We start from the raw sequence: 22,558 nt of genomic DNA, 5'->3' as shown, positions 1-22,558 counted from the left end.
TTTAACTCACGAACTGCTGCAGGATGCGGCTGCCGAAATAGGCCAGCGTCAGAATACCTGCGCCTGCGACGTTAAACCAGACGACACGACGTCCACGCCAGCCTTCATGGTAATGTCCCCACAGCAGAACGATATAGACAAACCATGCCACGATAGACAGAACGGCTTTATCAATATTTTCTGTGCTGAACAGGTTGTGCATATAAAACAGGCCAGTACACAGCGTCAGCGTCAGCAGAACCACGCCTATCTGGGTGATATGAAACATCTTCCGCTCAATGCTCATCAGCGGTGGCATTTCATTGCTGAAGGCCAGTTTTTTGTTTTTCAACTGGTAGTCAATCCATGCCAGTTGCAGCGCATAGAGCGCGGCGATAATCAGCGTGGCGTAAGCGAACAGCGATAACCCGATGTGAATCATCATGCCCGGAGTTGCTTCGAGATGGGTGATGTATTCGTTGGGCATAAACGTAGCGCATGCCAGATTGATTAATGCAAACGCATAGACGATCGGTAGCAATAGCCAGCCGCGGTTGCGCGAGGCCACAATGGTCATGACAGTACAGATCATCAGGCTAACCAGAGAACCGACGTTCAGCAGGCTCAAGTTTTGTCCGCTTTCACCACCTGGCAGAATACGTGCTTCCAGGGCAAACGCGTGACAGACCAGCGCGATAACCGCAGAAAGAATAGCCATACGCCGCCAGCCGCTGTTTTTTTGCAGCAGGGCGGGAACGATCAGCGCAAGGCTGACGGAATAGGCGACAAGGGCTAACAGAGCAAAAACGGGCATATGGGTGTCGACAGTTGGCCAGGAATAAAGAAAAGCAGTATAGCGTTACGTGACCGCTGCTCCAACCGTTGCATAACAACAAAGGCGGCTTCATGTTATACTGCGACAAATTTCTGTTGATGTGTCGCTGTTGCGACCGACCGTTTCCACCTCAGGCGAGAGACAATGTTTGATAATTTAACCGATCGTTTGTCGCGCACGCTGCGCAATATCAGTGGCCGTGGACGCCTTACTGAAGACAACGTTAAAGAGACGCTGCGCGAAGTGCGCATGGCGCTACTGGAGGCTGACGTTGCGCTGCCGGTAGTGCGTGAGTTTATCAATCGCGTAAAAGAGAAAGCGGTTGGTCACGAAGTTAACAAGAGCCTGACCCCGGGTCAGGAGTTCGTTAAAATCGTTCGTAGCGAACTGGTTTCGGCGATGGGCGAAGAAAACCAGACGCTAAATCTGGCGGCACAGCCACCGGCCGTGGTGCTGATGGCGGGCCTGCAGGGGGCGGGTAAAACCACCAGCGTCGGTAAGCTGGGTAAATTCCTGCGCGAGAAGCACAAGAAAAAAGTGCTGGTGGTCTCTGCCGACGTCTATCGCCCGGCGGCGATCAAACAGCTGGAAACGTTGGCCGAGCAGGTCGGCGTGGACTTCTTCCCGTCTGACGTCGGTCAGAAGCCGATTGATATTGTTAATGCCGCGCTGAAAGAAGCTAAGCTCAAATTCTACGACGTGCTACTGGTGGATACCGCCGGTCGTCTGCATGTTGATGAAGCGATGATGGACGAAATCAAACAGGTTCACGCGTCTATCAATCCAGTAGAAACGCTGTTTGTTGTCGATGCCATGACCGGTCAGGATGCTGCGAATACTGCGAAAGCGTTTAACGAAGCACTGCCGCTGACCGGTGTGGTACTGACTAAAGTCGATGGTGACGCCCGTGGCGGTGCGGCATTGTCTATTCGTCATATCACTGGTAAGCCGATTAAATTCCTCGGCGTTGGTGAGAAAACGGAAGCGCTGGAGCCGTTCCATCCGGACAGAATTGCCTCACGTATTCTCGGCATGGGCGACGTGCTGTCGCTGATCGAAGATATCGAAAGCAAAGTTGACCGTGCACAGGCAGAGAAATTAGCAAGCAAGCTGAAAAAAGGCGACGGCTTCGATCTGAACGATTTCCTTGAACAGCTTAAGCAGATGAAAAACATGGGCGGCATGGCCAGCCTGATGGGCAAGCTGCCGGGCATGGGGCAGATCCCTGACAACGTGAAATCGCAGATGGACGATAAAGTGCTGGTGCGTATGGAAGCCATCATCAACTCGATGACGATGAAAGAACGCGCTAAACCGGAAATCATCAAAGGCTCCCGCAAACGCCGTATCGCACTGGGCTGCGGGATGCAGGTACAGGACGTTAACCGTCTTCTGAAACAGTTCGACGACATGCAGCGCATGATGAAGAAAATGAAGAAGGGCGGAATGGCGAAGATGATGCGGAATATGAAAGGGATGATGCCCCCAGGATTCCCTGGTCGCTAATCGGCCTGGCTTGTTTGCCATTTCGGCACCGGGGTGTGCTCGCCATCCTCACGTACTGCGTGTACGCTCCGGTGGCTGCGCGCACGCCGGCACCGAACTGACGGCACCGCCGACGGCCTTTTATAGCAGAGTTATCAACTGCTGATTGCATTTTCCCCAGAAATCAGTAAAATTTTCGGGCTTTTAATATGACACCCGGGCTCCGTTCCTCGATGGGGCCTGGGTGTTTTATTCACACAAGAGGATGTTATGGTTACTATTCGTTTAGCTCGTCACGGCGCTAAAAAGCGTCCGTTCTACCAGGTTGTTGTTACCGACAGCCGTAATGCACGCAACGGTCGCTTCATCGAGCGCGTTGGCTTCTTTAACCCAATCGCTAGCGAAAAAGAAGAAGGCACTCGCCTGGATCTGGATCGCATCGCTCACTGGGTTGGCCAGGGCGCGACTATTTCTGATCGCGTAGCTACGCTGATCAAAGCAGCAAACAAAGCAGCTTAATCTGTCACGGTGGTCATGATGAGCAAGCAACTCGCCGCACAGGCTCCTGTAGAACCCATCGTTTTGGGGAAAATGGGGTCTTCTTACGGTATCCGTGGTTGGCTCAGAGTGTTTTCTTCCACTGAAGACGCCGAAAGCATTTTTGACTATCAGCCCTGGTTTATCCAGAAGGCGGGTCAGTGGCAGCAAGTACAGCTGGAAAGCTGGAAGCACCACAATCAGGATCTGATCATCAAGCTGAAAGGCGTTGACGATCGTGATTCGGCGAATCTACTGACTAATTGCGAAATTGTCGTGGATTCCTCGCAGTTGCCAGCGCTGGAAGATGGTTCCTACTACTGGAAAGACCTTATGGGCTGCCAGGTAGTGACCACTGAAGGCTACGATCTCGGTAAAGTCGTCGATATGATGGAAACCGGTTCGAATGACGTCATCGTCATCAAGGCAAACCTGAAAGATGCGTTTGGTATCAAGGAACGTCTTGTGCCGTTCCTCGATGGGCAGGTTATCAAGAAAGTCGATCTCGCTACTCGTACTATCGAAGTAGATTGGGATCCTGGTTTTTAAACCACCGGATAAACGGTAAAAGTCGGCGTTATGGGGATTGGCTTGTGTTTATAGGTATCGTTAGCCTGTTTCCAGAAATGTTCCGCGCAATTACCGATTACGGGGTAACTGGCCGGGCAGTAAAAAATGGCCTGCTGAACATCCAGAGCTGGAGTCCTCGTGACTTTACTCATGACCGGCACCGTACCGTGGACGATCGTCCGTACGGCGGCGGACCGGGGATGTTAATGATGGTGCAACCTTTACGGGACGCCATTCATGCAGCAAAAGCTGCGGCTGGTGAAGGCGCAAAGGTGATTTATCTGTCACCTCAGGGACGCAAGCTTGATCAAGCGGGCGTTTGCGAACTGGCAACGAATCAAAAGTTGATTCTGGTGTGCGGTCGCTATGAAGGAATAGATGAGCGCGTGATTCAAACCGAAATTGACGAAGAATGGTCAATCGGCGATTACGTTCTCAGCGGTGGTGAGTTACCGGCAATGACGCTGATCGATTCCGTTTCCCGGTTTATTCCGGGGGTTCTGGGTCATGAGGCTTCGGCAATCGAAGATTCGTTTGCTGACGGGTTGCTGGACTGCCCACACTATACCCGACCTGAAGTGTTAGAGCAGATGGAAGTACCGGCGGTATTACTGTCGGGGAACCACGCTGAGATACGTCGCTGGCGTTTGAAGCAGTCGCTGGGCCGGACCTGGCTTAGAAGACCTGAACTTCTGGAAAACCTGGCTCTGACTGAAGAGCAAGCAAGGTTGCTGGCGGAGTTCAAAAAGGAACACGCACAACAGCAACATAAACATGATGGGCAGGCGTAAGCCCCCAATATCAGTTTACCCAGGATAAGAGATTAAATTATGAGCAACATTATTAAGCAACTTGAACAAGAACAGATGAAGCAGGACGTACCTTCCTTCCGTCCGGGTGATACCGTGGAAGTGAAAGTATGGGTTGTTGAAGGTTCCAAAAAACGTCTGCAGGCATTCGAGGGCGTGGTTATCGCTATTCGTAACCGCGGTCTGCACTCTGCATTCACTGTTCGTAAAATTTCCAACGGCGAAGGCGTTGAGCGTGTCTTCCAGACTCACTCTCCGGTAGTTGACAGCATTGCTGTTAAACGTCGTGGTGCTGTTCGTAAAGCTAAACTGTACTACCTGCGTGAGCGCACTGGTAAGTCTGCTCGTATCAAAGAGCGTCTTAACTAAGATTCGCGCAAGCGACATCCTGTTAGAAAAGGGCTGGCCGAAAGGCTGGCCCTTTTTTTATTCCGACCTTTATGTTTTGTTTTTTTATCAGATGACTGCGCGACGCGCAGCCAGTTGGATATTGATTACGGTGTCGAGATCACGACTGCAACGCGGCGGTTTTCGGCACGGCCTTTTGACGTCTGATTGCTGGCAAGCGGGTATTTCTTCCCGAGCCCTTGGGTTGTCAGGTTAGTACGTGGAATATTGGCACCCCGAGCCCAGGCGTCTGCAACCACATTGGCTCGTTTGAGCGACAGAGCTTCGTTGTAGCTGTCCTCGCCATAGTTATCGGTGTGACCATCCAGACGAGCATGGTTTAACCCGGTAGCAGCCAGTTTGGACGCCATTTCCTGGATTTGCTTTTCACTTTCAGGGCGGAGTTTATAGTCGTTTTTGTCAAACAGGATGGTGTCAGACAAACCCAGAGACCAGTCTCCTGAAGCTTCAGTAAATCCGTACGATTTCATAGCTGCAATTTGCTCTGGGGTAAATTTCCCCTGAGGTGCCTGACAGCCTGCCAGAATCAGCATAATGAGAATAAACGGGGATAATAAACGTCTTAGCATGTGTGTAATTCCTTATTTTTTAATAATGCGCTCAGCGCGCAAATTTTTAGCCTGATACATATTATGATCGGCAAGTTCTTGTAATTTCTCGGCAGAGGCATGTTCCCACGTCAGCGCAAAACCAATACTGAGTGTCATGCTTGCCAGATGACCGTTATGCAGGTCAAAAGGTCGATTAAACTCTTGCGACAACGCCGCGCAGATACGTTGAACTTCGTATTCAGAATGGACGCTGTAAAGCACCATGGCAAATTCATCGCCGCCAAGTCGGTATGGGTGATGCCGATTACCACCAAATTCGGCCAGCCTTTTTGCGACTTCAATCAGGACCCGATCGCCCGCAGCGTGTCCCCAGGTATCATTAATAAATTTAAAATTATCGCCATCAAGGAATAACAACGCAGAGCTGCTGTGGGCCGCGTCGTCGTTCATCAGTGCGTTAATACTGCTGCGAAATGCGGCACGGTTCGCAAGACCAGTCAAAGGGTCATGTAGCGCGGTACGCAACAGTTGGGCATTCTTTGCCTGGAGACGTAGTTGCCACTCTTCCATTTCATCCAGCAGGCTATTAAAGTCCTGCGCAAACAGATGAAATTCTTCAATCCGTTCTTCAGATACGCGCCGTGAGAAATTACGATTGGTACGAACATCATGTACCACCTCAGTAATATTTTGCAGGGCGTCCACGACACCATTGTGTAAATAACGAGTAAGCATTAATGCAATACCCGATGCCAGTAAAATGCATCCGGTAAGAACCGCCAGCGACAAATAAATGAAATGACTAATAACGCTGTCGCGAGCAATCAGGCGCACCTCACCAATAACGTCGCCATTGTGCAAAATGGGTTGAGTTACCGGTTGTGGGAACAACCAGTGGCTGATGATACTGCTGATTTTGTCAGTAGCATCCTGCGCGTCATAGCGCCAGGTGGCGATCACTTTCTGCTTTTGATTGCGGACTTCTGCAACTGAAAATTGCCCTTGCTGTCCTAGTGCCGCCAGCGTTTCCGACGCTGCGACGCTATCCGAAAAGACTAATGCGGCTTCGAGCGTGCGGGTCATGGTTGCTGCCGTGAGATCCAGATTCTTTTGTGCGTATTGCTTCAGAGCCAGCACAGACGAAATGCTAAGCAGCAGCCAAATCAGCGTCATGGTTACCAGTACGCTGACGATGCTGATACGCCGCAGCGTCCGCTTAAACGTTGGGCGTTTTATGGGAGAAGGACCCTTATTCATGCTTTTTATTCCGCGCAAGCATCAATACGTCTGGACTTACCCTTACACCGCTGCGTGACAGGGAATCCATATTTACGGAAAATCTCACGTCTTCATCTTTAATTATGAGGCAAAAAGCGCTGCCAATAACGCATTCGGGATTCTGTTCGGCAATTAATAACAATGCCTTAGTAGGATATTTATTCTTTAGTTCCGCCTGATATGTAGGGCTTTCTTTTCCAAAATAAAAACCATCACACTGCGCAACTAAAACTTCTTGTTCCGTATGAATGATGACAGGAAGATAGGGTAGTGCTCCTGCTCGGGTATCTTCCAGCACGCTGGAAAAGCGCGAAGAAGAGAATATACACAGTTTTGGTGGCCCTGAAAGTGCTGGCCAGCGTGTATAGCTGACGATACCGGAAACTATAGAGCGCACAGATTTTGCCTCTTCCGTGACGCTGTGAGCGTACAGAGGTAATCCGGTCAGAAGCAGTGCCAGTAGAAGTATGAGTCGGTAAGAAAAGCTCATGAATAGGTACCTACCAGCGTTTGCCGTATTGCGTCGATATACATTCAAGATTGTTTGCAACAAAATAACATTATTTTCCCAGGGCGTCATTATTCCTGGAATGAGTGCATTGAGTATTTAAGCTAAATCTCATTAATTTATAAAATTTAAGCTCTTGTTTAATTTAACCTTGTTGAGGCTGCTCCTTCGTTTGCTCCTTTTTGCCATGCTTCATGTAATCGGCTGACATTGTCTACCGTGTCGCAACTGGCGGGGAAGGTTTTGCCGGTCAATCCTCTCGCGTAAACAAAGTCCTGCTGACAGGTTTTCCTTTGTCCTTCGGCGTACCCCTTAAGATATTGGGCACGATCGACCTCCGGGTCATTGTAGTTGTCGGCAAGTGTCTCGTTATCTTTAACGACATGGCCTGAAATGGCATCCTGTATTCCGGCATCAAACCAGTCGGTACCTGTCCAGGTAGGGGAAAAAGTATAGGGATCTATCTGACATCCGCTGAGAAATAATACAAATAAGGTACAGATGAGTTGCTTCATTGCCTGTTCTCCCCGTTTTTTTAAAGCATAGCGGATTCATATATAGAATGGTGTAAATTTAATTGTACGGAATTTTGCAGTATTTTTGCTGTAAAAAGGTGTTCCGTAAATAAAAATTTACGGAATGTGGATTGAAATCTTTACCTATTGTGTTATCGTGATTATCTCCTCGCTGAGGAAAACTATCGCAAACGAGCTAAACAGGATCACCATCATGCAAAAAGACGCGCTGAACAACGTACACATTACCGACGAACAGGTTCTGATGACCCCAGAGCAGCTTAAAGCGGAATTTCCGCTGAGCCTTGCACAGGAGGCGCAAATCGCTCAGTCGCGTAAAACCATTTCAGACATTATCTCTGGTCGCGACCCGCGACTGCTGGTGGTGTGTGGTCCATGCTCGATTCACGATCCTGAAGCGGCTATTGAGTACGCTCGTCGATTTAAAGCCCTTGCCGCAGAGGTCAGCGATAGCCTCTACCTGGTGATGCGCGTCTACTTTGAAAAGCCCCGTACCACCGTCGGTTGGAAAGGGTTAATTAATGATCCTCATATGGATGGCTCTTTTGATGTTGAAGCAGGCTTGAAAATTGCGCGTCAACTGCTGCTTGAACTGGTGAATATGGGGCTACCGCTGGCAACAGAAGCGTTAGATCCAAACAGCCCGCAATACCTGGGCGATCTGTTTAGCTGGTCTGCTATCGGTGCGCGTACCACTGAATCACAGACGCACCGTGAAATGGCTTCTGGTCTTTCCATGCCGGTTGGTTTTAAGAATGGTACAGATGGGAGCCTGGCAACGGCAATTAACGCCATGCGCGCCGCAGCACAATCACACCGCTTTGTTGGTATTAACCAGGCGGGGCAGGTTGCACTACTGCAAACTCAGGGTAATCCAGATGGTCACGTGATCCTGCGTGGCGGTAAAGCGCCGAACTACAGCCCAGCGGATGTCGCCCAGTGTGAAAAAGAGATGGAGCAGGCAGGACTACGACCTTCTCTGATGGTAGATTGCAGTCATGGTAATTCCAATAAAGATTACCGTCGCCAGCCAGCCGTGGCTGAATCTGTGATCGCCCAAATCAAAGATGGCAATCGCTCAATCATCGGCTTGATGATTGAAAGTAATATTCACGAAGGCAACCAGTCCTCCGAACAGCCACGTAGCGAAATGAAATACGGCGTCTCCGTAACTGATGCCTGCATTAGCTGGGAAATGACGGATGCGCTACTGCGTGAAATTAGCCAGGATTTAAACGGCCAACTGACGGCGCGTGTAGCATAAGAGGTTGGTATGGTTGCTGAATTGACCGCACTACGCGATCAAATTGATGAAGTTGATAAGGCGTTGCTGGATTTACTGGCACGGCGTCTGGAGCTGGTTGCCGAAGTCGGTGAAGTCAAAAGCCGCTTTGGGCTGCCGATCTACGTACCCGAGCGGGAAGCCTCGATGTTGGCTTCCCGCCGTGCAGAAGCTGAAGCGCTGGGGGTGCCGCCAGATCTGATCGAAGATGTATTGCGTCGGGTTATGCGCGAGTCTTATTCCAGTGAGAATGACAAAGGCTTTAAGACGCTTTGTCCTTCTTTGCGTCCGGTGGTGATCGTCGGTGGTGGCGGACAGATGGGGCGGCTGTTCGAGAAGATGCTGACGCTGTCTGGTTATCAGGTGCGGATCCTGGAACAGCAGGACTGGGATCGCGCCACGGAGATCGTCGCCGATGCAGGCATGGTGATCGTCAGTGTGCCGATCCACGTCACCGAGCAGGTGATCGCCAAACTACCGCGTCTGCCGTCTGACTGCATTCTGGTGGATCTGGCCTCAGTGAAAAATGGTCCTCTGCAGGCGATGCTGGCGGCACATGACGGTCCGGTTGTGGGGTTACACCCGATGTTTGGTCCGGACAGCGGCAGTCTGGCAAAGCAGGTCGTCGTCTGGTGTGATGGACGTCAGCCGGAAGCCTATCAGTGGTTTCTGGAACAGATTCAGGTATGGGGTGCGCGGCTGCATCGGATCAGCGCCGTTGAGCACGACCAGAATATGGCGTTCATTCAGGCGTTACGCCACTTTGCGACATTTGCGTATGGGCTGCATTTAGCGGAGGAGAATGTGCAACTGGAGCAGTTACTGGCTCTTTCTTCACCTATTTACCGTCTTGAACTGGCAATGGTTGGCCGTCTGTTTGCCCAGGATCCTCAGCTCTATGCCGATATTATTATGTCGTCTGAAAGCAACCTTGCGCTGATCAAGCGCTACTACCAACGTTTTGGTGAGGCGATCGGTTTACTGGAGCAGGGCGATAAGCAGGCTTTTATCGACAGTTTCCGTAAGGTGGAACACTGGTTTGGCGACTATGCGCAGCGCTTCCAGAGTGAAAGCCGTACTTTGTTACGCCAGGCGAATGACAGCCGTCCTTAATTAAGATGCCGGATAAGCGTAGTGCCATCCGGCATTGTCAAACGTTAGCTTGGATCGACCGGCACCACGTTTTCACTCGGATAACATCCCAATACTTTCATCGAACGCGTAATCTCACCCAGCTCTTTCAATGCTTTTTGCATTTGGGGCGATTCCAGATTGGCCTGGATATCAAGATAAAACATCTCTTCCCACGGATTGCCGTGAATCGGGCGTGACTCCAGTTTAGTCATAATCAGATTATGGTTACGCAGCACCAGCAATGCTTCTACCAGCGCACCTGCCTGTTGTCCTGTCGCCATCAGCAACGTTGTTTTCGCTGGAACCTGGTCAGAAACATTGATTGCTTTACGTGCCAGTACCACGAAGCGGGTAATGTTTTGTGTCTGATTAGCTTCAATATGCTCAAGTACCTGCAGACCATGCAGTACACCACCGGCTTCGCTTCCCAGGGCTGCCACGCGTGGCGAATTAGCCTGGGCGACCTTTTCCATCGCAGCTGAAGTGCTTTCAGTGTATTCAATCTTCCAGTGCGGGTAGCGGTTCAGGAACTTGCTGCACTGCTGGAACGGTTGTGGGTGGCTGTATACCGTGTCGATGCTCTCCAGATCGGTTGTTCCCGACACCAGTACGCAATGATCGATAGTAATCGTCATCTCGCCAACGATAGACAGGCTGGTGTGCTGCAGCAGATCGTAAACGTCATTAATCGCACCGGAACTGGTGTTTTCAATAGGCACTACCGCGTAGTCTGCCTGTCCGGTCTCAACCTGATTAAAGATATCGGCAAATTTCGCGCAGCCGCTTTCAATAAACTGCTCAAAATGACGTGCGGCGTACTGACGGGCGGCGAGGTGTGAGTAAGACCCTTTTGGTCCCAGGAAGGCAACACGAGCGGAATGCGGGTTGCTCTTATTCAGATGCTGCTGAAGGAGCGCCTGCTGGGTCAGGACGGAGTCTTCGATAATCAGCTGGAACAGGCGAGTAATGTAATGAGCATCAAGATGATGTGCTTTGCCAAGCTGAATCAGGCGGTCTAACAGGTCGCGCTCACGGTCGATATCACGAACCGGACGATGTGAAAGCAGTTTAGCTTTGCCAACTTCTACGGCCAGTCCACGTCGCTCAGCCAGGAGGGCCAGTAATTTTTCATCCAGCGTGCTGATCTTATCGCGCAGCGCCAGCAATGGGTTTTCCGATGTCATAGTGTTGCCTTTCTTGTTATCAAAAAAAAGGCCTCCCGTTGTGGGAGGCCTTATTGTTCGTCTTCGCATTCTTTATCACACGACGAAACGCCTCCCATTCAGGGGAAGGTAAAAAAGAATGCGAAGAAGAACGGGACAAGTTTCATGTAATTTTCCTTTGGCTACATCAGTAAAGTACCCGTACTGTTTTCACCATGTCAACAAAAAACGCGCCCGAAGGCGCGTTGGCGATACACTCAATGTAAGGGACTACTCTTCTTCTGCTTCGACGAAGTTGGCGTCTTTTACTGAAGTTGTTGCACGACGGGCTTCGCCTTTGTGCTGCACTTTATTGAGCTGCCGTTCCAGCTTGTTGATCAAATCGTTAATGGCGGTGTATATATCCTCGTGTTTTGCGCTGGCGACCAGATGTCCGTTCGGTGTATTGATGGTGGCATCAGCAATGAAACCCTGTGGCTCCTTAGACAGAATGATATGTGGATTAATCAGATGAGTTTGCCATTTTTCAAGTTTGGCGAGACGGTCTGCGACATGCTGGCGAATTGCCGGAGTAATTTCCATTTGTTTACTGGTAATGTTCATTGTCATAAATTTTACCTCTTGTCTTTCCCGTCTTGGTGATTCCAGCATACCGTTCCTAATGTCAAAATATGTGATCTAAATCACATATTTTTGTCGCTTTTTGTCAAGAAAACCTTTTTGTGAGGCACCGCAGGAACAGGCGATTTTTTACTTGAGGAATACCTGAAAGCAGGCCATATTTGATAGGATGCGTCGCAGCTAAACCGCTTCAGTTGTGGTGTTAACGGATAAAAAAACGGCAGCCCTTGGGCTGCCGTTTTGCATTCTGAGGTCAATCAGGTGTTGCTGCTGTTAGCGGCAATGATTTTCGCTACTTTTTCTGCCTGGGCATTCATCTGCATTTGGCGATAAGCGTTTTCCATCAACGGCAGGGCATCACGCGTTGCCTGGGTATCCGGATAGTCACGCAGCATACCTTCCACACGGTTCACGACTGCAACCCATGCGCCACGGGCGGTATAGTACTCAGCAACAGAGTATTCATACTTCGCCAGACGATCTTTCAGGAACACCAGACGCTTCGTGGCATCGGTTGTGTACTGGCTGTTCGGATAACCACGTACCAGTTTGGAAAAGTCATTAAACGCAGCTCGGGCGTGCTGTGGATCGCGATCGCTACGATCGACGCCAAAGAATCCTTGCAGCGCGCTATCATCCAACGCCATATTGGTCAGGCCACGCATGTACATGACATAATCAATGTTCGGGTGAGTCGGGTTCAGACGAATAAAACGATCGATGGCAGCCTGAGCAAGTGGCAGATCGGCGTTTTTATAGTAGGCGTAGATGAGATCTAATTGCACCTGCTGAGAATACGGTCCAAATGGATAGCGGTTATCCAACGCTTCCAATTGCGTTATTGCCTGTTTCCAGTTACCGTCCTGCAGCTTTTGCTGAGCAGTCGCGTAGATTTCATTTGGCGGATTATCGGGCACCTCTTCCTTTGAACCAGAGCAACCCGCCAAAAACAGGCTCAACGTGGCTGCTGCCACCAGATATTTCATGCGCGTCATGACGTTTTGACTTTCCTCAAAATGTAATACGGGAGATTCTCTGTTCCTGCTCCCGGTTAAGACCAGCTACAATAGCACACTATATTAAACGGCAAAGCCGTAAAACCCAACGTTAAACGAAGAAGCAGTTTATGGCACAACGAGTAGAACTCACCGCAACAGTCTCCGAAAATCAGCTTGGTCAACGCTTAGATCAGGCTTTGGCCGAATTGTTCCCTGATTATTCGCGATCGCGCATAAAAGAATGGATCCTCGACCAGCGCGTACTGGTAAATGGCAATCTTTGCGATAAGCCGAAAGAAAAAGTGTTAGGTGGAGAGCGTGTCTCCATCAATGCTGAAATTGATGAAGAGGTTCGTTTTGAAGCTCAGGATATCCCGCTGGATATCGTTTATGAAGATGACGACATTCTTGTCATCAACAAACCTCGTGACCTTGTAGTGCATCCGGGCGCCGGGAATCCTGATGGTACGGTATTGAATGCGTTGTTGCATTACTACCCGCCAATTGCGGATGTCCCACGAGCCGGTATTGTGCACCGTCTGGATAAAGACACAACCGGACTTATGGTTGTGGCAAAAACTGTCCCGGCGCAAACGCGCCTGGTCGAGTCATTGCAGCTGCGCGAAATCATTCGTGAGTATGAAGCCGTGGCGATTGGCCATATGACAGCGGGCGGTACAGTCGAAGAACCGATCAGCCGTCATCCAACCAAACGTACGCATATGTCAGTGCATCCAATGGGGAAACCTGCGGTAACGCACTATCGCATTATGGAGCATTTCCGTGTGCACACGCGTCTGCGGTTGCGTCTGGAAACCGGACGTACGCACCAGATCCGCGTGCACATGGCGCATATCACCCATCCGCTGGTGGGCGACCAGGTCTACGGTGGTCGTCCGCGTCCACCGAAAGGCGCTTCTGACGAGTTTATCTCCGTGCTGCGTAAGTTTGACCGTCAGGCGCTGCACGCGACCATGTTGCGTTTGTATCACCCGATTTCCGGTATTGAGATGGAATGGCATGCGCCGATTCCGCAAGATATGGTGGAGCTTATCGAAGTGATGCGCGCTGATTTCGAAGAGCATAAGGATGATGTTGCCTGGCTATGAGTAAGCTAATTGTCCCGCAGTGGCCGATACCTCAGGGTGTCGCGGCCTGTAGTTCTACCCGCATTGGCGGCGTCAGTCTGTCGCCTTATGATTCGCTTAACCTGGGTGCCCATTGTGGTGATAACCCGGAGCATGTGGAAGAGAACCGCAAGCGGCTGTTTGCTGCGGGCAATCTGCCTTCGAAACCCGTCTGGCTTGAACAGGTACACGGTAAAGACGTCCTGAAATTGAGCGGCGGGCCATACTTATCTAAACGTGCAGATGCGTCCTACAGTAATACGCCGGGCACCGTATGTGCGGTGATGACGGCGGACTGTCTGCCGGTGCTGTTTTGTAATCGTGCTGGAACAGAGGTGGCGGCGGCCCATGCGGGCTGGCGCGGGTTATGTGAAGGTGTGCTGGAAGAAACGGTGGCGTGCTTTGCCGATAAACCGGAAAACATTATCGCCTGGCTAGGCCCGGCGATTGGCCCGGACGCGTTTGAAGTGGGAGCAGAAGTCCGCGAAGCGTTCATGGCGAAAGATCTGCAAGCGGACATCGCATTTGTACCGCGTGGTGAAAAATATCTGGCGGATATCTATCAGCTTGCACGTCAACGTCTGGCAAATGTGGGGGTTGAGAACGTCTACGGTGGTGACCATTGCACCTTCAGCGAAAGTGAGACGTTCTTCTCTTATCGTCGCGACAATACCACGGGTCGTATGGCAAGTTTTATTTGGCTGATATAACCTAAAGAATCAAGACGATCCGGTACGTGTAATTTTCTTTTCACATAATTCAGGTCATTCACCTTGAATAATTGAGGGATGACCTCATTTAATCTCCAGTAGCAATTTTGGCCTGTTATGGGAGGAGTTATGCGTCTGGATCGTCTTACCAATAAATTCCAGCTTGCTCTTGCCGATGCCCAGTCACTCGCATTGGGGCACGACAATCAATTCATCGAACCACTTCATCTAATGAGCGCCTTGCTGAATCAGGAAGGGGGATCGGTTCGTCCTTTGTTAACGTCCGCTGGCATTAATGCTGGCCAGTTACGCACAGCGATTGACCAGGCGTTGAGCCGTTTGCCGCAGGTCGAAGGTACCGGCGGTGATGTGCAGCCTTCTCAGGAACTGATGCGTGTACTGAATCTTTGCGACAAGCTGGCGCAAAAACGTGGGGACAACTTTATTTCGTCAGAACTGTTCGTTCTGGCGGCGCTTGAGTCACGCGGTACGCTGACCGATTTATTAAAATCAGCTGGAGCGACAACCGCCAATATCACTCAGGCAATTGAACAAATGCGTGGAGGTGAAAGCGTGAATGACCAGGGGGCTGAAGACCAACGTCAGGCCTTGAAAAAATATACCGTCGACCTGACCGAACGCGCCGAACAAGGCAAACTCGATCCGGTTATTGGTCGTGATGAAGAAATTCGCCGCACTATTCAGGTGCTGCAACGTCGTACTAAAAATAACCCGGTTTTGATCGGTGAGCCAGGTGTTGGTAAAACCGCTATCGTCGAAGGGCTGGCACAGCGAATCATTAACGGTGAAGTACCTGAAGGATTAAAAGGTCGTCGCGTGCTGGCACTGGATATGGGCGCGCTGGTGGCCGGGGCGAAGTATCGCGGTGAATTTGAAGAACGTTTAAAAGGTGTGCTCAACGATCTCTCGAAACAGGAAGGCAACGTCATTCTGTTCATCGATGAGTTGCATACAATGGTCGGTGCAGGTAAAGCCGATGGCGCGATGGACGCCGGCAACATGTTGAAACCAGCGCTGGCGCGCGGGGAGCTGCACTGCGTAGGGGCCACCACGCTTGATGAATACCGCCAGTACATCGAAAAAGATGCGGCGCTGGAACGTCGTTTCCAGAAAGTGTTTGTGGCTGAGCCATCAGTAGAAGACACCATCGCCATTTTGCGTGGACTGAAAGAACGTTACGAGCTGCACCACCATGTACAGATTACTGACCCGGCGATTGTTGCGGCAGCTACGTTGTCTCATCGTTATATTGCCGATCGTCAGTTACCGGATAAAGCTATCGACCTCATTGACGAAGCGGCATCCAGCATTCGTATGCAGATTGACTCCAAACCGGAGGAACTCGACAGACTCGACCGTCGTATCATCCAGCTCAAGCTGGAACAGCAGGCGTTAATGAAAGAGTCTGATGAGGCGAGCAAAAAACGTCTTGATATGCTTAATGAAGAGCTGGACGACAAAGAGCGCCAGTACTCTGAGTTAGAAGAAGAGTGGAAAGCTGAAAAAGCGTCCCTCTCCGGCACGCAGACTATTAAGGCGGAGCTGGAACAGGCAAAAATCGCTATCGAACAGGCGCGTCGTGTCGGCGACCTGGCGCGCATGTCCGAGCTGCAGTACGGCAAAATTCCGGAACTGGAAAAACAGCTGGAAGCAGCCACCCAGTCTGAAGGCAAAACCATGCGTCTGCTGCGTAATAAAGTGACGGATGCAGAAATTGCAGAAGTGTTGGCGCGCTGGACCGGGATCCCGGTGGCTCGTATGTTGGAAGGCGAGCGGGAAAAATTATTGCGGATGGAACAGGAGCTGCACAGCCGCGTGATTGGCCAGAACGAAGCGGTAGAAGCGGTATCTAATGCCATCCGCCGTAGCCGTGCGGGTTTGTCCGATCCGAATCGTCCGATTGGTTCATTCCTGTTCCTTGGCCCAACCGGTGTCGGTAAAACCGAACTGTGTAAGGCGCTGGCTAATTTTATGTTCGACAGCGACGACGCGATGGTGCGTATCGATATGTCCGAGTTTATGGAGAAACATTCTGTCTCTCGTCTGGTCGGGGCGCCTCCGGGATATGTCGGTTATGAAGAAGGTGGGTATCTGACGGAAGCGGTACGCCGTCGTCCTTACTCTGTCATTCTGCTGGATGAAGTGGAAAAAGCGCATCCGGATGTATTTAACATTCTGTTGCAGGTGCTTGACGATGGTCGTTTGACTGACGGGCAGGGGAGAACGGTCGATTTCCGTAATACGGTTGTCATCATGACCTCGAACCTTGGCTCTGATCTGATTCAGGAACGCTTCGGTGAGCTGGATTATGGTCACATGAAGGATATGGTGCTGGGCGTCGTGAGCCAGAACTTCCGCCCGGAATTCATCAACCGTATAGATGAGGTTGTTGTATTCCATCCATTGGGTGAGAAACACATTGCTTCTATTGCTCAGATCCAACTGCAGCGTCTGTATAAACGTCTGGAAGAGCGTGGCTATGAAATTCACATCTCTGACGAGGCGCTTAAACTGCTGAGCGCGAATGGTTACGATCCGGTATATGGTGCACGTCCATTGAAACGTGCTATCCAGCAGCAGATCGAAAACCCGCTGGCGCAGCAAATCCTGTCTGGTGAGCTGATTCCAGGCAAAACGATTCGTCTGGAAGTGAATGACGATCGCATTGTGGCAGTGCAGTAAGTCACAAAACCTCAATAAACGGGCCCTGCGGGGCTCGTTTTTGTTTAATAACCAGGCAAGAATAGAGCTGTTGATTAAAAAGTAATCGCTTGATAAGTTTTTTGTATTTTTAACTTGTCAGCCTGAAATAACTCCCTATAATGCGCCTCCACTGACACGGAACAACGGCACGCAAGCCGCCGGGTCAGCGGGGTTCCACTGAGAACTCCGGCGAAGAAAGCGAAATTAAATGCTTGACTTCGTAGCGGGATGGCGTAATATGCACACCCCGCGCCGCTGAGAAAAAGCGAAGCGGCACTGCTCTTTAACAATTTATCAGACAATCTGTGTGGGCACTCGAAGATACGGATTCTTAACGTCGCAAGACGAAAAATGAATACCAAGTCTCTGAGTGAACACGTAATTCATTACGAAGTTTAATTCACGAGCATCAAACTTAAATTGAAGAGTTTGATCATGGCTCAGATTGAACGCTGGCGGCAGGCCTAACACATGCAAGTCGAACGGTAGCACAGAGGAGCTTGCTCCTTGGGTGACGAGTGGCGGACGGGTGAGTAATGTCTGGGAAACTGCCCGATGGAGGGGGATAACTACTGGAAACGGTAGCTAATACCGCATAACGTCGCAAGACCAAAGAGGGGGACCTTCGGGCCTCTTGCCATCGGATGTGCCCAGATGGGATTAGCTAGTAGGTGGGGTAACGGCTCACCTAGGCGACGATCCCTAGCTGGTCTGAGAGGATGACCAGCCACACTGGAACTGAGACACGGTCCAGACTCCTACGGGAGGCAGCAGTGGGGAATATTGCACAATGGGCGCAAGCCTGATGCAGCCATGCCGCGTGTATGAAGAAGGCCTTCGGGTTGTAAAGTACTTTCAGCGAGGAGGAAGGCGTTGTGGTTAATAACCGCAGCGATTGACGTTACTCGCAGAAGAAGCACCGGCTAACTCCGTGCCAGCAGCCGCGGTAATACGGAGGGTGCAAGCGTTAATCGGAATTACTGGGCGTAAAGCGCACGCAGGCGGTCTGTCAAGTCGGATGTGAAATCCCCGGGCTCAACCTGGGAACTGCATCCGAAACTGGCAGGCTAGAGTCTTGTAGAGGGGGGTAGAATTCCAGGTGTAGCGGTGAAATGCGTAGAGATCTGGAGGAATACCGGTGGCGAAGGCGGCCCCCTGGACAAAGACTGACGCTCAGGTGCGAAAGCGTGGGGAGCAAACAGGATTAGATACCCTGGTAGTCCACGCCGTAAACGATGTCGACTTGGAGGTTGTGCCCTTGAGGCGTGGCTTCCGGAGCTAACGCGTTAAGTCGACCGCCTGGGGAGTACGGCCGCAAGGTTAAAACTCAAATGAATTGACGGGGGCCCGCACAAGCGGTGGAGCATGTGGTTTAATTCGATGCAACGCGAAGAACCTTACCTACTCTTGACATCCACGGAACTTGCCAGAGATGGCTTGGTGCCTTCGGGAACCGTGAGACAGGTGCTGCATGGCTGTCGTCAGCTCGTGTTGTGAAATGTTGGGTTAAGTCCCGCAACGAGCGCAACCCTTATCCTTTGTTGCCAGCGATTCGGTCGGGAACTCAAAGGAGACTGCCAGTGATAAACTGGAGGAAGGTGGGGATGACGTCAAGTCATCATGGCCCTTACGAGTAGGGCTACACACGTGCTACAATGGCGCATACAAAGAGAAGCGACCTCGCGAGAGCAAGCGGACCTCATAAAGTGCGTCGTAGTCCGGATTGGAGTCTGCAACTCGACTCCATGAAGTCGGAATCGCTAGTAATCGTGGATCAGAATGCCACGGTGAATACGTTCCCGGGCCTTGTACACACCGCCCGTCACACCATGGGAGTGGGTTGCAAAAGAAGTAGGTAGCTTAACCTTCGGGAGGGCGCTTACCACTTTGTGATTCATGACTGGGGTGAAGTCGTAACAAGGTAACCGTAGGGGAACCTGCGGTTGGATCACCTCCTTACCTTAAAGAAACGTTCTTTGTAGTGCTCACACAGATTGTCTGATGAAAAGTAAATAGCAAGGCGTCTTGCGATTGAGACTGACACGTCCCCTTCGTCTAGAGGCCCAGGACACCGCCCTTTCACGGCGGTAACAGGGGTTCGAATCCCCTAGGGGACGCCACTTGCTGGTTTGTGTGAGTGAAAGTCGCCGGCCTTAATATCTCAAAACTTACCTTCGGGTGACGTTTGAGATATTTGCTCTTTAAAAATCTGGATCAAGCTGAAAATTGAAACGACACACTGTTTCATTTCTCCGTAATAAGAAATGAAAAATGGTGTGTTCGAGTCTCTCAAATTTTCGCAACACGGTGGTGTTTTACGAAACATCTTCGGGTTGTGAGGTTAAGCGACTAAGCGTACACGGTGGATGCCCTGGCAGTCAGAGGCGATGAAGGACGTGCTAATCTGCGATAAGCGTCGGTAAGGTGATATGAACCGTTATAACCGGCGATTTCCGAATGGGGAAACCCAGTGTGTTTCGACACACTATCATTACGTGAATCCATAGCGTAATGAAGCGAACCGGGGGAACTGAAACATCTAAGTACCCCGAGGAAAAGAAATCAACCGAGATTCCCCCAGTAGCGGCGAGCGAACGGGGAGCAGCCCAGAGTCTGAATCAGCTTGTGTGTTAGTGGAACGGTCTGGAAAGTCCGACGGTACAGGGTGATAGTCCCGTACACCAAAATGCACAGGTTGTGAACTCGAAGAGTAGGGCGGGACACGTGGTATCCTGTCTGAATATGGGGGGACCATCCTCCAAGGCTAAATACTCCTGACTGACCGATAGTGAACCAGTACCGTGAGGGAAAGGCGAAAAGAACCCGGCGAGGGGAGTGAAAAAGAACCTGAAACCGTGTACGTACAAGCAGTGGGAGCCTACTTGTTAGGTGACTGCGTACCTTTTGTATAATGGGTCAGCGACTTATATTCTGTAGCAAGGTTAACCGTATAGGGGAGCCGAAGGGAAACCGAGTCTTAACTGGGCGTTAAGTTGCAGGGTATAGACCCGAAACCCGGTGATCTAGCCATGGGCAGGTTGAAGGTTGGGTAACACTAACTGGAGGACCGAACCGACTAATGTTGAAAAATTAGCGGATGACTTGTGGCTGGGGGTGAAAGGCCAATCAAACCGGGAGATAGCTGGTTCTCCCCGAAAGCTATTTAGGTAGCGCCTCGTGAACTCATCTTCGGGGGTAGAGCACTGTTTCGGCTAGGGGGTCATCCCGACTTACCAACCCGATGCAAACTGCGAATACCGAAGAATGTTATCACGGGAGACACACGGCGGGTGCTAACGTCCGTCGTGAAGAGGGAAACAACCCAGACCGCCAGCTAAGGTCCCAAAGTCACAGTTAAGTGGGAAACGATGTGGGAAGGCACAGACAGCCAGGATGTTGGCTTAGAAGCAGCCATCATTTAAAGAAAGCGTAATAGCTCACTGGTCGAGTCGGCCTGCGCGGAAGATGTAACGGGGCTAAACTGTGCACCGAAGCTGCGGCAGCGACACTATGTGTTGTTGGGTAGGGGAGCGTTCTGTAAGCCGTTGAAGGTGTGTCGTGAGGCATGCTGGAGGTATCAGAAGTGCGAATGCTGACATAAGTAACGATAATGCGGGTGAAAAACCCGCACGCCGGAAGACCAAGGGTTCCTGTCCAACGTTAATCGGGGCAGGGTGAGTCGACCCCTAAGGCGAGGCCGAAAGGCGTAGTCGATGGGAAACAGGTTAATATTCCTGTACTTGGTGTTACTGCGAAGGGGGGACGGAGAAGGCTATGTTAGCCGGGCGACGGTTGTCCCGGTTTAAGCATGTAGGCGGGAAGTTTAGGTAAATCCGGACTTCTTTTAACGCTAAGGTGTGATGACGAGGCACTACGGTGCTGAAGTAACAAATGCCCTGCTTCCAGGAAAAGCCTCTAAGCATCAGGTAACACGAAATCGTACCCCAAACCGACACAGGTGGTCAGGTAGAGAATACCAAGGCGCTTGAGAGAACTCGGGTGAAGGAACTAGGCAAAATGGTGCCGTAACTTCGGGAGAAGGCACGCTGATATGTAGGTGAAGTGGTTTACCCATGGAGCTGAAATCAGTCGAAGATACCAGCTGGCTGCAACTGTTTATTAAAAACACAGCACTGTGCAAACACGAAAGTGGACGTATACGGTGTGACGCCTGCCCGGTGCCGGAAGGTTAATTGATGGGGTTATCCGTAAGGAGAAGCTCTTGATCGAAGCCCCGGTAAACGGCGGCCGTAACTATAACGGTCCTAAGGTAGCGAAATTCCTTGTCGGGTAAGTTCCGACCTGCACGAATGGCGTAATGATGGCCAGGCTGTCTCCACCCGAGACTCAGTGAAATTGAACTCGCTGTGAAGATGCAGTGTACCCGCGGCAAGACGGAAAGACCCCGTGAACCTTTACTATAGCTTGACACTGAACACTGGTCCTTGATGTGTAGGATAGGTGGGAGGCTTTGAAGTGTGGACGCCAGTCTGCATGGAGCCAACCTTGAAATACCACCCTTTAATGGCTGGTGTTCTAACGTGGACCCGTAATCCGGGTTGCGGACAGTGTCTGGTGGGTAGTTTGACTGGGGCGGTCTCCTCCTAAAGAGTAACGGAGGAGCACGAAGGTTAGCTAATCCTGGTCGGACATCAGGAGGTTAGTGCAAAGGCATAAGCTAGCTTGACTGCGAGAGTGACGGCTCGAGCAGGTGCGAAAGCAGGTCTTAGTGATCCGGTGGTTCTGAATGGAAGGGCCATCGCTCAACGGATAAAAGGTACTCCGGGGATAACAGGCTGATACCGCCCAAGAGTTCATATCGACGGCGGTGTTTGGCACCTCGATGTCGGCTCATCACATCCTGGGGCTGAAGTAGGTCCCAAGGGTATGGCTGTTCGCCATTTAAAGTGGTACGCGAGCTGGGTTTAGAACGTCGTGAGACAGTTCGGTCCCTATCTGCCGTGGGCGCTGGAGAATTGAGGGGGGCTGCTCCTAGTACGAGAGGACCGGAGTGGACGCATCACTGGTGTTCGGGTTGTCATGCCAATGGCATTGCCCGGTAGCTAAATGCGGAAGAGATAAGTGCTGAAAGCATCTAAGCACGAAACTTGCCCCGAGATGAGTTCTCCCTGAGACTATAAGTCTCCTGAAGGAACGTTAAAGACGATGACGTTGATAGGTCGGGTGTGTAAGTGTAGCGATACATTGAGCTAACCGATACTAATGAACCGTGAGGCTTAACCTTACAACGCCGAAGATGTTTTGGCGAAGAGACATCAGATTCAGCTTGATTACAGATGACA

At 51.0% G+C, this 22,558-nt stretch carries 19 protein-coding genes, 1 tRNA gene, 2 rRNA genes and 1 other annotated feature; of the genes, 13 read left to right on the top strand and 9 right to left on the bottom strand.

Annotated features, from left to right (window positions below; genetic code table 11):
- Nucleotide 1: 1 nt before the first annotated feature.
- Nucleotides 2-793: a cytochrome C assembly family protein gene (locus tag AL515_RS18430; RefSeq protein WP_048212939.1), complete on the bottom strand. Its 792-nt coding sequence runs from the start codon at nucleotides 791-793 to the stop codon at nucleotides 2-4.
- 165 nt (nucleotides 794-958) lie between these two features.
- Here AL515_RS18430 and ffh point away from each other — a divergent pair, with 165 nt between their 5' ends.
- The 5 genes from ffh (at nucleotide 959) to rplS (ending at nucleotide 4,584) form a co-directional block, all read left to right on the top strand.
- Nucleotides 959-2,320 (top strand): signal recognition particle protein, encoded by a 1,362-nt coding sequence (gene ffh, locus AL515_RS18425; protein ID WP_048212938.1) that lies wholly within the window; start codon nucleotides 959-961, stop codon nucleotides 2,318-2,320.
- A 249-nt stretch (nucleotides 2,321-2,569) separates the two neighbouring features.
- A complete protein-coding gene (gene rpsP / locus AL515_RS18420) occupies nucleotides 2,570-2,818 on the top strand; it encodes a 30S ribosomal protein S16 (RefSeq protein ID WP_003031228.1) in 249 nt (82 codons plus the stop codon).
- Nucleotides 2,819-2,836: 18 nt separating this feature from the next.
- Nucleotides 2,837-3,385 carry a ribosome maturation factor RimM gene (rimM, locus tag AL515_RS18415; RefSeq protein WP_003031230.1) on the top strand — a complete coding sequence of 183 codons (549 nt, stop codon included), beginning with the start codon at nucleotides 2,837-2,839 and terminating at the stop codon, nucleotides 3,383-3,385.
- A gap of 44 nt (nucleotides 3,386-3,429) precedes the next feature.
- The gene (trmD, locus tag AL515_RS18410; protein ID WP_061068379.1) at nucleotides 3,430-4,197 is read left to right on the top strand and encodes a tRNA (guanosine(37)-N1)-methyltransferase TrmD; all 768 of its coding nucleotides are present in this window, start codon (nucleotides 3,430-3,432) and stop codon (nucleotides 4,195-4,197) included.
- A 39-nt stretch (nucleotides 4,198-4,236) separates the two neighbouring features.
- Nucleotides 4,237-4,584 carry a 50S ribosomal protein L19 gene (rplS, locus tag AL515_RS18405; RefSeq protein WP_002914145.1) on the top strand — a complete coding sequence of 116 codons (348 nt, stop codon included), beginning with the start codon at nucleotides 4,237-4,239 and terminating at the stop codon, nucleotides 4,582-4,584.
- Nucleotides 4,585-4,709: 125 nt separating this feature from the next.
- On the opposite strand, the gene AL515_RS18400 is transcribed toward rplS, so the two are convergent.
- From AL515_RS18400 to AL515_RS18385, 4 genes are all read right to left on the bottom strand, one after another.
- Nucleotides 4,710-5,192, bottom strand: coding sequence for an OmpA family protein (locus AL515_RS18400; RefSeq protein WP_048212937.1), 483 nt, complete (start codon nucleotides 5,190-5,192; stop codon nucleotides 4,710-4,712).
- 12 nt (nucleotides 5,193-5,204) lie between these two features.
- Nucleotides 5,205-6,431 carry a diguanylate cyclase DgcN gene (dgcN, locus tag AL515_RS18395; RefSeq protein ID WP_061068378.1) on the bottom strand — a complete coding sequence of 409 codons (1,227 nt, stop codon included), beginning with the start codon at nucleotides 6,429-6,431 and terminating at the stop codon, nucleotides 5,205-5,207.
- Entirely contained in the window at nucleotides 6,424-6,942 is a 519-nt protein-coding gene (locus tag AL515_RS18390; RefSeq protein ID WP_061068848.1) for a YfiR family protein, read from the bottom strand. Before AL515_RS18390 ends, dgcN begins: the two co-directional genes overlap by 8 nt.
- 158 nt (nucleotides 6,943-7,100) lie before the next feature.
- Nucleotides 7,101-7,475, bottom strand: a complete 375-nt coding sequence (locus AL515_RS18385; RefSeq protein WP_048212935.1) for a DUF2799 domain-containing protein — start codon at nucleotides 7,473-7,475, stop codon at nucleotides 7,101-7,103.
- A gap of 214 nt (nucleotides 7,476-7,689) precedes the next feature.
- Here AL515_RS18385 and aroF point away from each other — a divergent pair, with 214 nt between their 5' ends.
- The gene (aroF, locus tag AL515_RS18380; RefSeq protein WP_005130422.1) at nucleotides 7,690-8,760 is read left to right on the top strand and encodes a 3-deoxy-7-phosphoheptulonate synthase AroF; all 1,071 of its coding nucleotides are present in this window, start codon (nucleotides 7,690-7,692) and stop codon (nucleotides 8,758-8,760) included.
- A gap of 9 nt (nucleotides 8,761-8,769) precedes the next feature.
- On the top strand, nucleotides 8,770-9,891 hold the full coding sequence (tyrA, locus tag AL515_RS18375) for a bifunctional chorismate mutase/prephenate dehydrogenase (protein ID WP_061068377.1): 1,122 nt from the start codon (nucleotides 8,770-8,772) through the stop codon (nucleotides 9,889-9,891).
- A 44-nt stretch (nucleotides 9,892-9,935) separates the two neighbouring features.
- On the opposite strand, the gene pheA is transcribed toward tyrA, so the two are convergent.
- The 4 genes from pheA to bamD all read right to left on the bottom strand — a co-directional run bounded on the left by pheA (nucleotide 9,936) and on the right by bamD (nucleotide 12,691).
- Nucleotides 9,936-11,096 (bottom strand): bifunctional chorismate mutase/prephenate dehydratase, encoded by a 1,161-nt coding sequence (pheA, locus tag AL515_RS18370; protein WP_061068376.1) that lies wholly within the window; start codon nucleotides 11,094-11,096, stop codon nucleotides 9,936-9,938.
- Nucleotides 11,097-11,117: 21 nt separating this feature from the next.
- Nucleotides 11,118-11,243, bottom strand: a sequence feature (Phe leader region).
- Entirely contained in the window at nucleotides 11,195-11,242 is a 48-nt protein-coding gene (gene pheL / locus AL515_RS18365) for a pheA operon leader peptide PheL (RefSeq protein WP_100250063.1), read from the bottom strand. (Overlaps the previous feature by 48 nt.)
- A 102-nt stretch (nucleotides 11,244-11,345) precedes the next feature.
- Nucleotides 11,346-11,684: a ribosome-associated translation inhibitor RaiA gene (gene raiA, locus AL515_RS18360; RefSeq protein WP_061068375.1), complete on the bottom strand. Its 339-nt coding sequence runs from the start codon at nucleotides 11,682-11,684 to the stop codon at nucleotides 11,346-11,348.
- Nucleotides 11,685-11,953: 269 nt separating this feature from the next.
- Nucleotides 11,954-12,691, bottom strand: a complete 738-nt coding sequence (gene bamD / locus AL515_RS18350) for an outer membrane protein assembly factor BamD (RefSeq protein WP_005130417.1) — start codon at nucleotides 12,689-12,691, stop codon at nucleotides 11,954-11,956.
- Nucleotides 12,692-12,822: 131 nt separating this feature from the next.
- On the opposite strand from bamD, the gene rluD reads away from it, so the two are divergent.
- From rluD to AL515_RS18315, 6 genes are all read left to right on the top strand, one after another.
- The gene (gene rluD, locus AL515_RS18345; RefSeq protein WP_061068374.1) at nucleotides 12,823-13,803 is read left to right on the top strand and encodes a 23S rRNA pseudouridine(1911/1915/1917) synthase RluD; all 981 of its coding nucleotides are present in this window, start codon (nucleotides 12,823-12,825) and stop codon (nucleotides 13,801-13,803) included.
- On the top strand, nucleotides 13,800-14,531 hold the full coding sequence (gene yfiH, locus AL515_RS18340; protein ID WP_061068373.1) for a purine nucleoside phosphorylase YfiH: 732 nt from the start codon (nucleotides 13,800-13,802) through the stop codon (nucleotides 14,529-14,531). The genes rluD and yfiH overlap by 4 nt, the downstream gene beginning before the upstream one ends.
- 129 nt (nucleotides 14,532-14,660) lie before the next feature.
- Nucleotides 14,661-17,234, top strand: coding sequence for an ATP-dependent chaperone ClpB (clpB, locus tag AL515_RS18335; RefSeq protein WP_061068372.1), 2,574 nt, complete (start codon nucleotides 14,661-14,663; stop codon nucleotides 17,232-17,234).
- Between the two features lie 438 nt (nucleotides 17,235-17,672).
- Nucleotides 17,673-19,214: ribosomal RNA gene (locus AL515_RS18325) — 16S ribosomal RNA — on the top strand.
- 85 nt (nucleotides 19,215-19,299) lie between these two features.
- A tRNA-Glu gene (locus AL515_RS18320) sits at nucleotides 19,300-19,375 on the top strand.
- A 219-nt stretch (nucleotides 19,376-19,594) separates the two neighbouring features.
- Nucleotides 19,595-22,500 (top strand): 23S ribosomal RNA (locus AL515_RS18315).
- The 16S and 23S rRNA genes sit together here with 1 tRNA gene alongside, the layout of an rRNA operon.
- The last annotated feature ends 58 nt before the right edge of the window (nucleotides 22,501-22,558 follow it).

The sequence above is a fragment of the Citrobacter sp. FDAARGOS_156 genome (assembly GCF_001559235.2).
GTDB lineage: Bacteria > Pseudomonadota > Gammaproteobacteria > Enterobacterales > Enterobacteriaceae > Citrobacter > Citrobacter youngae.
Note: the sequence above shows the minus strand (reverse complement) of the source record. Positions and strands in the feature narration are given on the sequence as shown.

What these genes read in the sequence shown, in the direction of transcription:
- tyrA (WP_061068377.1), top strand. Translation starts at nt 8,770, where the DNA reads ATGGTTGCTGAATTGACCGCACTACGCGATCAAATTGATGAAGTTGAT.
- bamD (WP_005130417.1), bottom strand. Translation starts at nt 12,691, where the DNA reads ATGACGCGCATGAAATATCTGGTGGCAGCAGCCACGTTGAGCCTGTTT.
- rluD (WP_061068374.1), top strand. Translation starts at nt 12,823, where the DNA reads ATGGCACAACGAGTAGAACTCACCGCAACAGTCTCCGAAAATCAGCTT.
- rpsP (WP_003031228.1), top strand. Translation starts at nt 2,570, where the DNA reads ATGGTTACTATTCGTTTAGCTCGTCACGGCGCTAAAAAGCGTCCGTTC.
- AL515_RS18385 (WP_048212935.1), bottom strand. Translation starts at nt 7,475, where the DNA reads ATGAAGCAACTCATCTGTACCTTATTTGTATTATTTCTCAGCGGATGT.
- rimM (WP_003031230.1), top strand. Translation starts at nt 2,837, where the DNA reads ATGAGCAAGCAACTCGCCGCACAGGCTCCTGTAGAACCCATCGTTTTG.
- AL515_RS18430 (WP_048212939.1), bottom strand. Translation starts at nt 793, where the DNA reads ATGCCCGTTTTTGCTCTGTTAGCCCTTGTCGCCTATTCCGTCAGCCTT.
- rplS (WP_002914145.1), top strand. Translation starts at nt 4,237, where the DNA reads ATGAGCAACATTATTAAGCAACTTGAACAAGAACAGATGAAGCAGGAC.
- AL515_RS18400 (WP_048212937.1), bottom strand. Translation starts at nt 5,192, where the DNA reads ATGCTAAGACGTTTATTATCCCCGTTTATTCTCATTATGCTGATTCTG.
- aroF (WP_005130422.1), top strand. Translation starts at nt 7,690, where the DNA reads ATGCAAAAAGACGCGCTGAACAACGTACACATTACCGACGAACAGGTT.
- pheA (WP_061068376.1), bottom strand. Translation starts at nt 11,096, where the DNA reads ATGACATCGGAAAACCCATTGCTGGCGCTGCGCGATAAGATCAGCACG.
- AL515_RS18390 (WP_061068848.1), bottom strand. Translation starts at nt 6,942, where the DNA reads ATGAGCTTTTCTTACCGACTCATACTTCTACTGGCACTGCTTCTGACC.
- yfiH (WP_061068373.1), top strand. Translation starts at nt 13,800, where the DNA reads ATGAGTAAGCTAATTGTCCCGCAGTGGCCGATACCTCAGGGTGTCGCG.
- ffh (WP_048212938.1), top strand. Translation starts at nt 959, where the DNA reads ATGTTTGATAATTTAACCGATCGTTTGTCGCGCACGCTGCGCAATATC.
- dgcN (WP_061068378.1), bottom strand. Translation starts at nt 6,431, where the DNA reads ATGAATAAGGGTCCTTCTCCCATAAAACGCCCAACGTTTAAGCGGACG.
- clpB (WP_061068372.1), top strand. Translation starts at nt 14,661, where the DNA reads ATGCGTCTGGATCGTCTTACCAATAAATTCCAGCTTGCTCTTGCCGAT.
- raiA (WP_061068375.1), bottom strand. Translation starts at nt 11,684, where the DNA reads ATGACAATGAACATTACCAGTAAACAAATGGAAATTACTCCGGCAATT.